Annotated in this window: 16 protein-coding genes, 2 pseudogenes and 1 riboswitch; of the genes and pseudogenes, 2 read left to right on the top strand and 16 right to left on the bottom strand. The window is 62.2% G+C overall.

Going from position 1 to position 15,229, the window contains the following annotated elements:
• Positions 1-233: 233 nt before the first annotated feature.
• Positions 234-344, bottom strand: a riboswitch (glycine riboswitch).
• Positions 345-850: 506 nt separating this feature from the next.
• Positions 851-1,999 carry a type III PLP-dependent enzyme gene (locus HKD46_RS17365; RefSeq protein WP_010673490.1) on the top strand — a complete coding sequence of 383 codons (1,149 nt, stop codon included), beginning with the start codon at positions 851-853 and terminating at the stop codon, positions 1,997-1,999.
• Positions 2,000-2,064: 65 nt separating this feature from the next.
• On the opposite strand, the gene HKD46_RS17360 is transcribed toward HKD46_RS17365, so the two are convergent.
• From HKD46_RS17360 to yfcD, 3 genes are all read right to left on the bottom strand, one after another.
• Positions 2,065-3,033, bottom strand: coding sequence for a calcium/sodium antiporter (locus HKD46_RS17360; RefSeq protein ID WP_010673489.1), 969 nt, complete (start codon positions 3,031-3,033; stop codon positions 2,065-2,067).
• Positions 3,034-3,157: 124 nt separating this feature from the next.
• Positions 3,158-3,628, bottom strand: a complete 471-nt coding sequence (locus HKD46_RS17355) for a peroxiredoxin (protein WP_052816154.1) — start codon at positions 3,626-3,628, stop codon at positions 3,158-3,160.
• A gap of 112 nt (positions 3,629-3,740) precedes the next feature.
• Entirely contained in the window at positions 3,741-4,271 is a 531-nt protein-coding gene (yfcD, locus tag HKD46_RS17350; protein ID WP_080990053.1) for an NUDIX hydrolase YfcD, read from the bottom strand.
• A 177-nt stretch (positions 4,272-4,448) separates the two neighbouring features.
• On the opposite strand from yfcD, the gene HKD46_RS17345 reads away from it, so the two are divergent.
• A complete protein-coding gene (locus tag HKD46_RS17345; protein ID WP_171865719.1) occupies positions 4,449-4,664 on the top strand; it encodes a DUF1107 family protein in 216 nt (71 codons plus the stop codon).
• A 95-nt stretch (positions 4,665-4,759) separates the two neighbouring features.
• On the opposite strand, the gene HKD46_RS17340 is transcribed toward HKD46_RS17345, so the two are convergent.
• The 13 genes and pseudogenes from HKD46_RS17340 to HKD46_RS17280 all read right to left on the bottom strand — a co-directional run bounded on the left by HKD46_RS17340 (position 4,760) and on the right by HKD46_RS17280 (position 15,103).
• Positions 4,760-5,503, bottom strand: coding sequence for an amino acid ABC transporter ATP-binding protein (locus tag HKD46_RS17340; protein ID WP_010673485.1), 744 nt, complete (start codon positions 5,501-5,503; stop codon positions 4,760-4,762).
• Between the two features lie 13 nt (positions 5,504-5,516).
• Positions 5,517-6,611, bottom strand: coding sequence for an amino acid ABC transporter permease (locus tag HKD46_RS17335; RefSeq protein WP_010673484.1), 1,095 nt, complete (start codon positions 6,609-6,611; stop codon positions 5,517-5,519).
• Between the two features lie 9 nt (positions 6,612-6,620).
• Positions 6,621-7,808: an amino acid ABC transporter permease gene (locus tag HKD46_RS17330; protein ID WP_223937699.1), complete on the bottom strand. Its 1,188-nt coding sequence runs from the start codon at positions 7,806-7,808 to the stop codon at positions 6,621-6,623.
• A 62-nt stretch (positions 7,809-7,870) separates the two neighbouring features.
• Positions 7,871-8,890, bottom strand: a complete 1,020-nt coding sequence (locus tag HKD46_RS17325) for an amino acid ABC transporter substrate-binding protein (protein ID WP_010673482.1) — start codon at positions 8,888-8,890, stop codon at positions 7,871-7,873.
• Positions 8,891-9,350: 460 nt separating this feature from the next.
• Positions 9,351-9,662: a DUF2845 domain-containing protein gene (locus HKD46_RS17320; RefSeq protein WP_161469726.1), complete on the bottom strand. Its 312-nt coding sequence runs from the start codon at positions 9,660-9,662 to the stop codon at positions 9,351-9,353.
• Positions 9,647-10,660 (bottom strand): ABC transporter permease, encoded by a 1,014-nt coding sequence (locus HKD46_RS17315; protein WP_103857888.1) that lies wholly within the window; start codon positions 10,658-10,660, stop codon positions 9,647-9,649. Before HKD46_RS17315 ends, HKD46_RS17320 begins: the two co-directional genes overlap by 16 nt.
• A gap of 79 nt (positions 10,661-10,739) precedes the next feature.
• Positions 10,740-11,621: an ABC transporter ATP-binding protein gene (locus HKD46_RS17310; protein WP_045523520.1), complete on the bottom strand. Its 882-nt coding sequence runs from the start codon at positions 11,619-11,621 to the stop codon at positions 10,740-10,742.
• A gap of 137 nt (positions 11,622-11,758) precedes the next feature.
• Positions 11,759-12,370, bottom strand: coding sequence for an FKBP-type peptidyl-prolyl cis-trans isomerase (locus tag HKD46_RS17305; protein ID WP_010673478.1), 612 nt, complete (start codon positions 12,368-12,370; stop codon positions 11,759-11,761).
• 191 nt (positions 12,371-12,561) lie between these two features.
• Positions 12,562-12,651 (bottom strand): annotated as a pseudogene (locus HKD46_RS17300) (copper homeostasis protein CutC); the annotation flags it as partial.
• Between the two features lie 38 nt (positions 12,652-12,689).
• A complete protein-coding gene (locus HKD46_RS17295; protein ID WP_080990051.1) occupies positions 12,690-12,809 on the bottom strand; it encodes a copper homeostasis protein CutC in 120 nt (39 codons plus the stop codon).
• A gap of 8 nt (positions 12,810-12,817) precedes the next feature.
• The gene (locus tag HKD46_RS17290) at positions 12,818-13,543 is read right to left on the bottom strand and encodes a copper homeostasis protein CutC (protein ID WP_171865718.1); all 726 of its coding nucleotides are present in this window, start codon (positions 13,541-13,543) and stop codon (positions 12,818-12,820) included.
• A gap of 41 nt (positions 13,544-13,584) precedes the next feature.
• Positions 13,585-14,487: pseudogene (locus HKD46_RS17285) on the bottom strand (ROK family protein).
• Positions 14,488-14,596: 109 nt separating this feature from the next.
• Positions 14,597-15,103 (bottom strand): GNAT family N-acetyltransferase, encoded by a 507-nt coding sequence (locus tag HKD46_RS17280; RefSeq protein ID WP_052816140.1) that lies wholly within the window; start codon positions 15,101-15,103, stop codon positions 14,597-14,599.
• Positions 15,104-15,229 lie beyond the last annotated feature (126 nt).

Raw genomic sequence — 15,229 nt, 5'->3', positions numbered from 1 at the left:
GAGAAGGATGATCTTCCCATAGGTGTCGCGATCGGCCAGAGGCGATCGGATGCAGGCCAAGAATGTGTTCACACTCTTACTGCGAGGCCGTGATCAAGGCTCATGCGCAGCTCGCTTATGTGGGACCGAGAGGCTCATGTACTCACATACACCCCGGTTCCTGCGCGGCGCTTTACCTTGCTGACGACCTCTCGTGACAGATTGTGAACAGTTCCAAGCTCAGGTACAACCATCCCATCCCCTCTGTCCTTTTGCCTGAGAGTTTCCGGCGCCAGATTGCGATGCAATCGTGGTGCCTTGCTCCTTCGGCGCCCGATCTAACGGGTCTCTCCAGAGTATCGTCCAGTAGCAGTCCACACCGGTTGCCCGGTACCTGAAAGATTCACTTCTTCGGTGGATGGTTGCCCATCGCTCTCCTGCTACCTTCATCCGAACTAGTTTGGATTAGGAAGCGGGCATGGTAATCCAAAAACTGTGAGCTGTCTCGCACTCCCTGGCCCCGGCGCCCCCTTTTTACATGGCCGCAACACCCAGGCCTGATGTTATTAGTTCGTTAACTATCAACAGCTTATCAAGCTCCCTTCGGGGGCGATCCCCATCACGGCCCTGAACGCTCCCCGTATCAAGAGCCTGTTTCGTCTCGACCAGAAAAACTTGCCAACATATCCAATCAAAATGCTTGCACACAAACTCAATAAGCCGATAATCCCGCGCATAACTAAGCACTTCGCAAGGGAGTTATGCAATGTGCCTGGTTGGTCCCTCCGGACCGCTCGCCTGAGCCGGCCGTCGCCGGTTCAATCGCATATGGCTTGGGCATATCACGCCCCCTAAGGATTTTCAAAAGAGAATGAACGAGACCCTGGTCGCACAAGATTACCGTCAGTTGGTTGAACAATTCGGCTCCCCCCTGCTGCTGCTCGACAAGGCAGCCGTCCGCAAACAGTATCGGGCCCTGGCGGCCGCCCTGCCCGATGTGCGCTTGCATTATGCACTCAAGCCCCTGCCCCACGAGGCGGTGGTCTCTGTCTTGAAGGAAGAGGGGGCCTGTTTCGATCTGGCCACCAATGGCGAAGTGGATCTGGTGCGCAGCCAAGGGGTTCGCCCGGGGCGCTGCATCCATACCCATCCCATCAAGCGCGACAGCGACATCCGTTATGCCCTGGAATTCGGCTGCACCGTGTTTGTCTATGACAACCCGCTGGAGCTGGAGAAATTCCTGCCCTACAAGGACGAGGTGAAACTGCTGCTGCGGGTCAGCTTCCCGAACCCCGAGACCAAGGTCGATCTTTCCAAGAAGTTCGGCTGCACCCCGGAGCAGGCACTGCCGTTGCTGCAACTGGCCCAGGCCAAGGGGATCAAGGTGATGGGGCTGTCATTCCACGTCGGCTCCCAGGTGCCCCATGCCCGTCGCCACGTGCAGGCCATCGACGCCTGCCGCGAGATCATGGAGCAGGCCTGGGAGCTAGGGCTCAAGCCCTGGGTGCTGGACATCGGCGGCGGCTTTCCGGTGGACTATGACGGCGGCGAGTTCGACATCGACGGTTTCTGCGCCCCGATCCGCGAGGCCCTGGCCAAGCTGCCCGCCACGGTGCAGAAGATTGCCGAGCCGGGCCGCTTCATCAGCGCGCCGGCCATGACCTCGGTTTCCAGCGTGATGGGCAAGGCCCACCGCGGCGACAAGATCTGGTACTACCTGGATGACGGTCTCTACGGCAGCTACAACGGCCAGCTCTACGACCACGTTACCTACCCGGTGAGCACGCCCTATGCCCACGGCGAACTGCACAATGCGGTGCTCTCCGGCCCCACCTGCGACAGCGTGGACGTCATCCGCGACAGCATCATGCTGCCGGATCTCGAGATCGGCGAGCTGGTGGTGGGTCGGGTGATGGGGGCCTACACCTGGGCCTCCGCCTCCACCTTCAACTTCTTCCCCAAGGCGAGCATCCTGATCCTGGACAGCGCCCAGAAGCAGAAGCTGGTTGCCGTGGCCTGAGACCAGGACCCGCGCACAAAAAAGAGGGGACGCCGCGGCGTCCCCTCTTTCATTTCATCACCAGACTAGATGAACTGGCTCGTCAGCAGCCAGCCGGTGTAGGCGACGAAGCAGGCGAGCAGCACGCCCCCCTCCAGCCGGTTGATGCGCCCCTGCCCCTTGCGGCCCAGACACATCACCAGCAGCAACAGGGTCAGCCCCATCATGATGCTCCAGTCGCGGGAAAGCACTTCGGGCGCCACCTCGAGCGGGTGGATGCCGGCGGCGATGCCCACCACGGCCAGGGTGTTGAACAGGTTGGAACCCAGCACGTTGCCAAGGGCCAGATCGTGCTCGTTCTTGCGAATGGCGATGAGGGACGATGCCAGCTCCGGCAGGGAGGTCCCCACCGCAACTATGGTCAGGCCAATCACCAGATCGCTGATGCCAAAGCCCTGGGCGATGGTCACCGCCCCCCACACCAGCAGACGGGAAGCCCCGATCAGCAGCACCAGGCCGACGATGAGCCAGAGGATGGCGCTCTTGAGAGACATGCCCTCGGAGACGATGTCCTCCTCAGTATCAGTATCCAGCGCATCCCCCTTGCCGTTCATGCCGGCCCAGATGGACCAGCCCATCAGCACTGCGAACACAGCCCCCAGAATGGCGGCATCCATCCGGCCCAGATTGCCATCGATGAGCAGGGCGCCGGAGAGCAGGGTGATGCCGAGCAGGATGGGGATCTCCTTGCGCACCACCTGGGAGGCGACGGCAATGGGGCTGATCAGGGCGGTCAGACCCAGGATCAGGGCAATATTGGTGATGTTGGAGCCATAGGCATTGCCGAGCGCGAGCCCGGGATTGCCCTGGGAGGCCGCCAGCGCGGAGACCACCATCTCGGGGGCCGAGGTACCAAAACCGATGATCACCATGCCGATCAGCAGCGGCGGCATACCGGCGTAACGGGCGGTGGCGGCGGCGCCGTCCACGAACTTGTCGGCACTCCAGACCAGCAACGCCAGTCCGGCAATCAGGGCAACAAAAGCCAGGGTCATATTGTTCTATCTCATCCACGGCAAACACGAGAGCCAGGCAAGTTGCCTGGCTCCATCCAAACGCGGCCTCAGTGTAACGGGGTCGCTTGCTATTTCAAGGTGTAATCAAACGCCGATTAATCTTTCACAGCGCCGCCAGCAGGCTCTGGGCATCCGACACCTCGAACTTGCCTGGCGCCTCCACGAAGAGCCGCTCCACCACACCGTCGTTGGCGATGAGGGCAAAACGCTGGGCCCGCACGCCGCCGAAGGCGCCGGTCTCCTTGGCCAGACCCAGTGCCCGGGTCCAGCTGCCGTCACCGTCCGCCATCATGGTGATGGCAGAGGCGTTCTGGGCCTCTTGCCACGCCTTCATCACGAAGGCGTCGTTGACCGACAGACAGCACAGTTCCACCCCCTTGGCCTTGAACTGATCGGCCAGCACCACGTAGCCCGGCAGGTGAGCGTTGGAGCAGGTGGGGGTGAAGGCGCCGGGCACCGCAAAGAGCACCACCCGCTTGTCGGCAAACAGGGCCTGGGTATCCTTCACCTGCTTGCCCTCGGCGGTGATAAAGGTAAATTCCCCTGCGGGCAGGGATTGACCGACCGTGATCATGATGACGCATCCTTCTGTGGTTCAAAGAGGCCCAGTCTACCCCATTCCACCAGAAGGCGAAGGGGTCCATCGAGCAGCAACCAAGCGATCGGGGAGCGAACGCCTGTCGCCCCTATTTCTGGCCTGATGGCAGGCGCCTTGCCTGCCAGGTGGCGATGGCGAGCAGGGAGTCAGGCGTGAACTCGTCCGCCCGATCGGCTATCTCGCCCAGGCTCATCCAGTGCACCTCGCTCACCTCTTCGGCCTGCAGTTGCAGCGGCCCCTGATAGTGACAACTGAACAGGCCGCCCCAGACCCGGTAGCGGCTGCAGCTCGCCTCCCCTTCGGCATAGAAGGTGCCGTAATCCTGCAGGGGCACGTCGCGGATCCCCAGCTCCTCGGCCAGCTCTCGCCGGGCGGAAAGGGCCATGGCCTCCCCCGTGGTCACCACGCCACCGGCGCAGGCATCCAGCATGCCGGGGCAAAAATCCTTGCTCGGGGTGCGCCGCTGCACCAGGATGCGCTCAGCCTCATCCAGCACCAGGATGTAGCTGGCACGATGGCGCAGGTTTTCCTGACGCACCCTGGCGCGCTCGGCCACCCCGATCACCCTGTCCTGCTCGTCTACTATGTCCACCCACTCCACGTGCGGCACCTTTGTCATGTCTGCAATGGCCGCAGTATATCGGGCCCCGGACCCGGACTCTCACTACTTTTTCAACGCCGGGGCTGCACGCCAGTCGATCACAAGACAGATTCATACAAATCTTTATCAAGTGTCACATCAGTGTCACGGTCCGTCGGCATAGTGTGCCCTGTCCAAACAACAGGGTCTCTTGCCATGAAGGTGTTCAAGCAGTGGTCTCCCCGTCAAATTGCTCGCTATATCAAGAGCTTCCATCATGGAAGTTTCATGGTTGAAGCACTGGGGCGGTTTGAGTTTCAAGGGGGGATCATCGATGTGAAGCCGTTGAGCTGTCATCAGGCGCTGAGCCTGGCCCGGCAGATCAACCTGGCCGTGCGCGATCTGCGCACCACCACCCTGTTGCCGGGCTGACATACTCCTTTCTGTCTGTCGTCGACTTCCATGTACACATTTGCCCGCCGCTCATTCGAGCGTGCGGGCTGTTTTTCTGAAGGTTGTGCCCTGCCTCAGTGCTGCAGGATCTGGGAGAGGAAGAGCTTGGTCCGATCGGACTGGGGGTTGTCAAAGAACTGATCCGGCACGTTCTCTTCGATGATTTGCCCCCGGTCCATGAAGATCACCCTGTCCGCCACCTGCTTGGCAAACCCCATCTCGTGGGTGACGCAGAGCATGGTCATCCCCTCGTGGGCCAGCTCCACCATCACATCCAGCACCTCCCGCACCATCTCGGGATCCAATGCAGACGTCGGCTCGTCAAACAGCATGACCTGGGGATTCATGCACAGACTGCGGGCGATGGCGACCCGCTGCTGCTGGCCACCGGAGAGCTGCCCCGGATACTTGAGCGCCTGTTCGGGGATCCGCACCCGGCGCAGGAAGTTCATGGCGATCTCCTCGGCCTCCTTGCGCGGCAACTGCTTGACCCAGATGGGCGCCAGGCAACAGTTCTCCAGCACGGTCAGATGGGGGAAGAGGTTGAAGTGCTGGAACACCATGCCCACCTCCCGGCGCACCGTCTCGATGTTCTTGAGATCCGAGGTCAGGGCCGTGCCCTTGACCAGGATGTCTCCGCTCTGGTGCTCTTCCAGCCGGTTGATGCAGCGGATCATGGTGGACTTGCCCGACCCCGATGGTCCACAGATGACGATCTTCTCCCCTCTGCCCACCTGCAGGTTGATGTTGCGCAGCACGTGAAACTCACCGTACCACTTGTTGACCTCTTTCAGTTCGACAACTGCGTCCGTTTTCATATCAGAACGACTCCTAATGCTTGTGGCCCGTGTTGAGTTTGCGCTCCAGATAGATGGAGTAGCGGGACATGCCAAAACAGAACATCCAGAAGATCATGGCGATAAAGACATAAGCTTCGGTGGAATACCCCAGCCAGGCCGGATCCGCCAGGGCCACCTTGGAGATGGCCAGCAGATCGAACAGCCCGATGATCAGCACCAGGCTGGTGTCCTTGAACAGGGAAATAAAGGTGTTCACCAGGGAAGGAATGGTGATCTTGAGGGCCTGGGGCATGATGATGAGGCCCATCACCTTCCAGTAGGAGAGCCCGAGGGCATCCCCCGCCTCATATTGCCCCTTGGGGATCGCCTGCAGCCCCCCTCTCACCACCTCGGCCACATAGGCCGCCTGGAACAGGATGATGCCGATGAGCGCCCGCAGCAGCTTGTCGAGCTCCACCTCGGTACTCATGAACAGTGGCAGCATGACGGACGCCATGAAGAGCACAGTAATGAGCGGCACCGCCCGCCAGAACTCGATGTAGACGGTACAGAGGCTGGAGATGACCGGCATGTGGGAGCGGCGCCCCAGTGCCAGCAGGATGCCGAACGGCAGTGCTACGACTATGCCCACCACCGCCAGCACCAGGGTGAGCATCAGCCCGCCCCAGCGGTTCGTTTCCACCACCTCCAGCCCCGCTCCCCCATGGATGAGGAAGAAGGCGATGACAGGGAACACCAGCAGGGTGAAGAGCGCCAGCCACCCCTTGCGCGGGGTCTTTGGCCAGATGAGCAGGGCCAGCAGCGCCGCCAGACCGGCGAAGGTCAGGTTGATGCGCCAGTACTGATCAGCCGGGTAGAAGCCATAGAGATACTGCCCCAGCCGGCTCTCGATGAAGATCCAGCAGGCACCGCCCTGGACGCAGGCCTCGCGGCTGCTCCCCTGCCAGGTGGCCGAGAACAGCGCCCAGTCCAGTGCAGACCAGATGAGTGGCAGCAACAGATAGGCCAGCACCAGGGTCAGCAGGCCGTTCCACCAGTTGGGGAAAAGGTTCTGCCTGATCCAGGCGAGCGGCCCCCGACGGTGGTTGGGAGGCGGCAGCGCCTCCTGCAATTCATTCACGAACATGACAGCTCCCTAGCGCTCAACCAGCGTCATTCTGCGGTTGTAGATGTTCATCAGCACCGAGGTGGTGATACTGATGACGAGATAGACCCCCATGGTCATGGCGATGACCTCGATGGCCTGCCCTGTCTGGTTGAGAGTCGTCCCCATGAACACCGAGACCAGATCCGGGTAGCCGATGGCGGTCGCCAGGGAGGAGTTCTTGGTGAGGTTCAGATACTGGCTGGTCAAGGGAGGAATGATGACCCGCATGGCCTGGGGAATGATCACCAGCCGCAGCGTCTTGGTGGGCGAGAGCCCGAGGGCGGAAGCCGCCTCCGTCTGCCCCTTGCTGATGGCCAGGATGCCGGATCGCACTATCTCGGCGATGAAGGCCGCCGTATAGATGGTGAGCGCCAGCAAGAGGGCCGCGAGCTCCGGCAGCACCGTCAGCCCGCCCCGGAAGTTGAACCCCTGCAGCGCAGGCACGCTCCAGCTGAGCGGGCTGCCCGCCAGCAGGAAGGTGATGCCCGGGAGCAGCATGACCAGGGCGGCCACACAGCGCCAGAACGGGAAGATCCTGCCTGTCAGGGCCTGACGGCGGCGAGCCCAGCGGCCCAGCCCCCAGCTCAGCAGCACCGCGAGCACCAGTGCACAGAGCACGTAGCCGAATCCCTCTTCGAACAGGGGCTTGGGCAGATAGAAACCCCGCACGTTGAGGAAGGCGAGCCCGCCTATATCCACGCTCTGACGCGGGGAAGGCAGGGTACGCAGCACCGAGAAGTACCAGAAGAAGATCTGCAGCAGCAGCGGGATGTTGCGAAACGTCTCTATGTAGACGGCCGCTATCTTGGCCACCAGCCAGTTGCGCGACAGGCGCGCGACCCCGAGTGCGAACCCGAGCAGGGTGGCAAACAGAATGCCGAGCACGGAGACCAGCAGGGTGTTGAGCAGGCCCACCACAAAGGTGCGACCGAAGGTGTAGGTCTCGTCGTAGGGGATGAGGCTCTGCAAGATGCCGAAACCGGCCGTGTTGCCCAGAAAATCAAAGCCTGTGGTGATGCCACGGGTGGCCAGATTGGTCAGGGCATTGTTGACGATGTAGAACAGAAACCCGATAACCGCCGCGATGGCCAGGCACTGGAAGAGCAGCGCCCGCACCTTGGCGTCATACCACCAGCGGCCCTGTTCTTTCCTATGGTTTGATGCGTGTAACGCCATGAGGATGACTCCGACAAAGCCAGGGAAAACATGGGGGGCCAGGCCCCCCGGTGACTGTCGACTCAGCGGATGGGTGGCGCGTACATCAGACCGCCCTTGTTCCAGAGGGCATTGATGCCGCGATCAATCTTGAGGGGGGAGCCGGCACCGACGTTGCGATCGAAGGATTCACCGTAGTTGCCGACCTGTTTGACGATGTTGTAGGCCCATTTGTCATCCAGCCCCAGCACAGTCCCTTTGGGCTCTTCCAGCCCCAGCAGGCGACGGATGTCAGGGTTGGTGGACTTGAGCATCTCGTCCACGTTGGCACTGGTGACCCCGGCCTCCTCGGCATTGAGCATGGCGTTGAGGCTCCAGCGCACCACCTTGAACCACTGATCGTCACCCTGACGCACGGCTGGGCCCAGCGGCTCCTTGGAGATGACCTCCGGCAGCACCACGGCTTCCTCTGGCTTGGTGAGCTTGATCTTGAGGGCATAGAGCTGGGACTGATCCGAGGTCAGCACGTCACAGCGGCCGGCTTCGAAGCCCTTGACGGTCTGATCCGAGGTATCGAACACCACTGGGGTGTACTTCATGCCGCCATTGGCGCGGAAATAGTCGGCCAGGTTGAGCTCGGTGGTGGTACCGGACTGGATACAGACGGCGGCACCGTCAAGCTCCTTGGCGCTCTTGACCCCGAGGGACTGCTTGACCAGGAACCCCTGCCCGTCGTAGTAGTTCACCCCGGCGAACGTGAGGCCCAGCGACCCATCCCGGGTCAGGGTCCAGGTGGTGTTGCGCGAGAGCAGATCCACTTCCCCGGACTGCAGGGCGGTAAAGCGCTCCTTGGCGGTGAGGGAGACATACTTGACCTTGCTGGCGTCCCCCAGTACCGCGGCGGCCACGGCGCGGCACACGTCCACGTCGAGCCCGGTCCAGGTTCCCTTGGCATCCGGGTTGGAGAACCCGGGCAGGCCGTCACCGACCCCGCACTGCACGAATCCCTTCTTCTTGACGGCATCCAGCGTACCGTCCGCCCACGCATTGGCTGCCATCAGCGACAGCGCCATCACCATACCAGCCTTGTGTATCTGCTTCATGTCACTCTTCCCTGTGGTTTGATTCGAACAGGCATCAAAATCTAGCGAGATGCCATCGTTTCCCTGCTTTTTGGCAGCTTATCCAGCCGCAGAAAAACCTGTCAATCGGTGCAATCCGGCCCAACCATGGTGCAACAGAACAAAATATCTAAACGGGGGAATATGCACTCTCAGAATCAAAAGTAGACCCTTATTTGCCAAATAGCCTGCTGCTTAAAACCCTTCTTGGCATGAGGATTATTTTTCGAAAATAAATCGGCTGCACCGCATTGGGGCAGCCATTTCTGCTGACAACTGACTCATCAGATTCGGTTTTATGCCAAAAGCACCAGAGTGAGGCAGCATGACCCCATATGGAAAAATGGCGATAACAGGCAGGGGAAAGCAACAGAAAAAGAGGTAAAAGGCGGGGAAGTGGCGACCTTATCTCCCGCAGGCTGGGCTTCAGAAAACCAGGAGGTCATCCTCCCCGTGGGCCATCCACAATGTCGGTGATGACGCCGTTTTCGACGGTGACAAACTGCATGAATTCCCGCTTGCCGAAGTTGTAGGTCCAGCGCTCGGCATACTTGACCGTCACTCTCGCCCCGAAGCCGTTCTCCTCGAAGCGGGTGAGATCTTCCTTGAGCATCGGCTGGCCGCAGCGAACCAGCAGCTCTGCCGTGGTGTCTCCCTCGGTCAGCAAGGCGTTCTTGCAACGCAGGGTACCTGCCTGCACAGGCAAGGCCGCCACCAGCAACAACCACAGAACAGGTTTCATTTTGCACTCCATTTGAACAGCATGGTTCCCAGCGAGATGCACACCAGGGCGAACACCATGACCTGGCCCAGAGGGCCTGCCACCTCCTGCCATCCCGCCCCTTCCAGCATCACGGCGCGGGCTGCTTCGATGATCTGGCTGAGGGGCAGCCTGGCCGCAAGCTGCTGCAGCCAGGCGGGCGCGCCTTCTAGCGAGAACCAGACACCGGATAAAAACATCATGGGCAAGCTGATGAGATTGAGCAAACCGCTCGCCAGCTCCTCGTTCTGCAGGCGAGCGGCGATGAGCAGGCCAAGGGAGGCCATGGCCGTTCCTCCCGCCAGGGCGATCACCAGCAGCAGCCACCCCGACCCGATGAGGGGCACATCCAGCAACCAGTAGGCCGCGCAGAAGACCAGCAGGCTCACCACCAGGGTGATCAGCACCCGTGACAGCAACTGGGCGAAGAGAAACTCCAGCGCGCCGAGCGGCGTGGCTCGCAGCCGTTTCAGCACCCCGTTCTTGCGATAACGCACGATGACAAACCCGACCCCGAACAGGCCGGAGAACATCAGGTTCATGCCGATCACCCCGGGCAGCAGCCAGTCGCCGTAGCGAATGGCGCGCCCGCTCAGGGTCTCTCTTTGCAAGGGCCCCTGCACCGCCTGGCGCAGCAGATACTCGGCCATGGCCCCCTGAGGGGCGTCCGGATTTATCCAGTAACGCCCCCCGGCGGGTGAGAGCAGCAGGTCCAGCTGATGGTGACGGACCTTGAGCTGGCCTCTCGACGCCTCGTCATAGGGGATGATCTTGAGCAGCGGCACGGCGCGCAGCGGGGCATAGGTTGCGGGCAGTGCCCCCACCACCCCGATCTGCACCAGCGGTTTGGGCGGGCCGGAGAAGATGAGGGAGAAGCCGATGACCAGCAGGAGCGGGAAAAGCAGGTTCCACACCAGGGCCGCGCGATCGCGCACGAACTCGAGGGTGCGGGCATAGAAGAGCGCCCCGATGCGCTTGAGGGATCCCTTCATCGTCCACTCCCGGGATTGCATGTCGGCAAGGCGTACCACAGCCCGGAGGCCACGGTCAGACAGAACTCGGTCATCCCTCTCATGCGCCGCTCCGCAGGCTGTGGCCGGTCAGGTTCAGGAAGAGATCTTCCAGATTGGGGGAGCGCACCTGCATGCCGGTGAGCGGCACACCAAGATCCAGCAAGGCTGGCAACAGGGTCGCCACGTCGGGGCAACAGAGCTCCACCTGATCGCCGACCGGACGCAGGGGATAGCCGAGCCCAGCCAGGGCCGGGTGCCCCCCAAGGCGCACCAGCACGCCGTCGAAGTGTTGCGCCAGCAAGGCAGCCGGCGTATCCAGACTGAGCAGGTGGCCGTGATCGACGATGGCAATCAGATCGCACAGCTGCTGCGCTTCGTCCATGTAGTGGGTGGTGAGCACCACCGTCTTGCCCTGGGCCTTGATCGCCTCTATTCGCTGCCAGAAGTGGTGGCGCGCCTGGGGATCCAGTCCTGTGGTGGGCTCATCCAGAAACAGCAGTTCGGGATCCCCGAGCAGGGCCAGAGCCAGCAGCAGGCGCTGACGCTGGCCCCCCGAGAGCTTGCGACTGTCCCTGTCGATGAACTCGCCCAAGGCGCACAGATCGATGAGCAGCTCCCGTGGCAAGGGATTGGGGTAGAGGCTGGCGAACAGGCGCAGGGTATCGCGCACCGTCAGGAAATCCTGCAGCGCCGTGTGCTGGAACTGGATGCCGATGCGGGAGCGATAATCCGGGCCGCGCGGGGCGCCGTGAAACAGGATCCGGCCGCTGTCCGGGGTAAGGATCCCCTCCAGCAACTCAATGGTCGTGGTCTTGCCCGCCCCGTTCGGGCCGAGCAGGCCGAAGCAGCTGCCGGCGGGAATGGCAAAACTGAGCCCGTCCACCGCCTTGACGCCGGGGAAGTGCTTGACGAGATCGACGACCTCGATGATGGCTGCCATGGCGTGTCTCCCTCACATGGCCGGAATGGACGACGCTCTGACTATATCCAAATCCCCGCCGTAGGCACATGGCCCGTTTGGGCGGTCCAAAAACAAACGGCGACCTCAGGGTCGCCGTTTGCATCACGCCAGCCGGATCACAGGATGTCCAGCAGCTCCACTTCGAATACCAGAGCGGAGTACGGCGGGATGGAGCCGGCGCCACGGGCACCGTAGGCCAGATCCTGCGGAATGTAGAGCTTCCACTTGGAGCCAACCGGCATCATCTGCAGCGCTTCCACCCAACCGGCGATCACGCCGGTCACTGGGAACTCGGCCGGTTGGCCGCGCGCAACGGAGCTGTCGAACACACCACCGTGGGTGAAGGTACCGTGGTAGTGCACGCGCACGGACTGACCGGCAACCGGCACGGCACCATTGCCTTCGACCATGACTTCATATTGCAGACCAGAGTCGGTGGTCTTCACTTCGGCGCGCTTGGCGTTGTCGGCCAGGAAGGCTTCGCCTTCGGCGGCAGCGGCCTTGGCGGCAGCTTCCTGCTCTTCCTGCATACGGGCGGTGATGACCTGGAAGGCATCGTTGATATCGTCACGGCTGACCGCGAACTCCAGACCGTTCAGGGCATCAGCCAGACCTTGTTGCAGGGCCGGGATATCCAGACCGGCGAAGGCTTGCTGAGCCAGTTGGTCGCCCATGTTGCGGCCGATGCCGTAGCTGGCCTTCTGTTCGATAGAGTCGTATTGGGACATTGAGAGGTTGCTCCGGGTCCTGATGGTAAAAGAGACGGGATGATAACAGACTTTTTTGCACCGTGCTGCCAAGACGCCCCTCAATTGCCCGCCGGTGGGAGACGCCTCACATCGGCCCCCTCATCCCCGCCCCTTCTCCCGCAAGGGGAGAAGGGAGCAAAACAGGGCACCATGCCGCCGCACAGTCTGTATCAGGCCCTGTCCAGCAACGCCCTCACCGCCGCGACCTTGGCCCCATCGGTGATGTTGACCCGGCCATCGTCCGAGGTGCCCATGTTGACGTCACAGAGAGAGGCACCATGGCGCCGCACAGTCTGTATCAGGCCCTGTCCAGCAGAGCCCGCACCGCCGCGACCTTGGCGCCGTCGGTGATGTTGACCCGGCCGTCGTCCGAGGTGCCCATGTTGACGTCACAGATAGAGGCACCATGGCGCCGCACGGTCTGTATCAGGCCCTGTCCAGCAGTGCCCTCACCGCTGCGACCTTGGCGCCGTCGGTGATGTTGACCCGGCCATCGTCCGAAGTGCCCATGTTCACACCATGGGGCACCATGCCGCCGCGCCAGCCCATGCCGGACATGTGCACTTCATTGACGCCGGTGAATTCGATGATGGTGCGCACGTTGTCGGCGTTGACCCCGGCCCCGGGCATCAGGCTGGCGCGACCCGCCAGCGCCTGGTGCATGGCCTGCAGGGTTTCGAGCCCCGCCAGCGCGGTCGGCGCATGGCCGGAGCTCAGAATGCGCTCGCAAGCTGCCGCGACGATCGTCTCGAGATCCAGCCGCCAGTCGGAGGAGAGATCGATGGCCCGGTGGAAGGTGACGCCGAGCGGCCCCGCCGCCTCGACCAGTTGCCGGAGCTTGCCTTCGGGTACCCGTCCATCTTCATCCAGCAGACCGACCACCACCCCTTGCAGGCCCGCAGCACGAGCGGCCGCGATATCCAAGAGCATCATCTCGAACTCGCCGTCGTTGAAGCAAAAATCTCCGGCGCGTGGACGGATCATGGCGTAGACGGGGACGGTGGCGTGGCGCGCCACCTGCTGCATGAAACCATAGGAGGGAGTGAGACCGCCCAGCCCCAGCGCAGAGCAGAGCTCGATGCGATCGGCGCCGGCCGCCTGGGCGGTGAACAGGGATTCGAGGTTGTCGATACAGATTTCAAGACGGGTCATGATGACTCCTTGTTCGGGGAGATCAGACCCTCTGTCCGATCTCACAGATTGAGCAGGGCTGCACCGCGCACACCGCCGGCTCCACCGAAGCGGGCCTCGCGGATCGCCGGCAGGGCGACACCGGGCAGCAGGTGGCCGGGCAGACGTTTGGGCTACTCCTCATAGAGGGCTGGCAGGGCGCTCAGGCCGCCCCCCAGCACCACCACATCGGGATCAATCACCGAGATGGCGGTGGCGAGGCCAGCGGCGATGATCTCGAGCCAGCAGTCGATGGTCGAGAGGGCCGCCGCCTCACGGGCATCGGCACGGGCGACGATCTGGTGGCCGCTCACCCGTTCTCCATGAACATGGTGGTATAGCCGCTCCAGGCCCGTGCCCGACGCATAGGTTTCGAAACAGACCAGGCGCCCGCAGCCACAGCGGGGACGGGGCAAATCCGGGTATTTCATCAGGATGGTGGCGGGCAGCGGGTAGTGACCTATCTCCCCCGCCAGCCAGTTGCGCCCCTGGATGAGCTTGCCCGCCAGGTAGACGGCGCCGCCGATGCCGGTACCTATGGTGACGCCGAGGGCGCTGCCAGCACCGTCTGCGGCCCCCTGATGCACTTCCGACCAGAGGAAACAGTTGGCGTCATTGTCGACCTTGACCGGTCGGCCCAGCAGTTCGGCCAGATCCGCCCCCAGATGGCGGCCATGGATGGCGGGCAGGTTGGCCGCCACTATGCTCCCGTCGAGGCGATTGAGGATCCCCGGAAACCCGATGCCGACGGCCCCTTTCACCCCGAAGCGCGCATCCGCCGCCTCGACCCGCTCGCGCACAAGCTGCTGCAGCGCCGGGTAGTCGTTGCCCGGCGTGCTCACCCGCTCTTCATGGCAGAGGGTCAGGGCGTCGTCATACACCGCGAAGGCAATCTTGGTGCCGCCAATATCAAATCCGTAGTACATGCCACACTCCCTTGCGGTGGACCCGGCCACCTCGGTCTGTCCAGATGGGGCACATTGTATTAATTCGCAAAAAAAATAAAGTGACCAGGGGCGAAAAACGGGAGCCAGCTCAAAGCAAACGGAACATTTGTCGTTGTTGGCAAGGGTGTCCGAGGCTCATCAGGGTGCGCTCCTGACCGTCGAACATGAAGCCGCGGCGCAGGTAGAATCCCTCGCCGATGTGATTGCCATCCAGCAGCCAGAGCCTGACACACTCGCAACCGGCCCGGCGCATCTGCACCGCCACCGCCTGCCACAGCCGTTTGCCATGACCCTGACGCCAGTGATCGGGATGAAGGTAGAGCGCCCGGATCCGCGCCGTCATCAAGCCTTCCTCCAAAGAGGGCTGCCAGTAGAGCAGGCCTATGACCACGTCGTCCTGACAGACCAGCATGGGAACGGGGCCGGGCTCGGCGAGCCGGTGTCGCCAGATCTGCAGGTGGTCGGTCACCGCCAGCTGGGCCAGCATGTCGGCCCCCAGCACCTCCCCGTAGGCCGCCAGCCAGCTCGCCCGCTGCATCACCGTCATGGCGGCGGCATCGGCGGGACGCGCCAGGCGCAGGCTTACGCCTTGCACAGGGCTGACGCATCAGTGTTTATACTTTGAACAACCCCATACATTCGAACAAATATTGTTCATTCAGACAGCAGAGCCTGCGCTTGTTGGCCATGCTTAGATTACGTGATTTGTTTTGCTTCAGCA

This window comes from Aeromonas sp. TW 6 (assembly GCF_013168745.1).
In the GTDB taxonomy this organism is placed as follows: domain Bacteria; phylum Pseudomonadota; class Gammaproteobacteria; order Enterobacterales; family Aeromonadaceae; genus Aeromonas; species Aeromonas caviae.
Note: the sequence above shows the minus strand (reverse complement) of the source record. Positions and strands in the feature narration are given on the sequence as shown.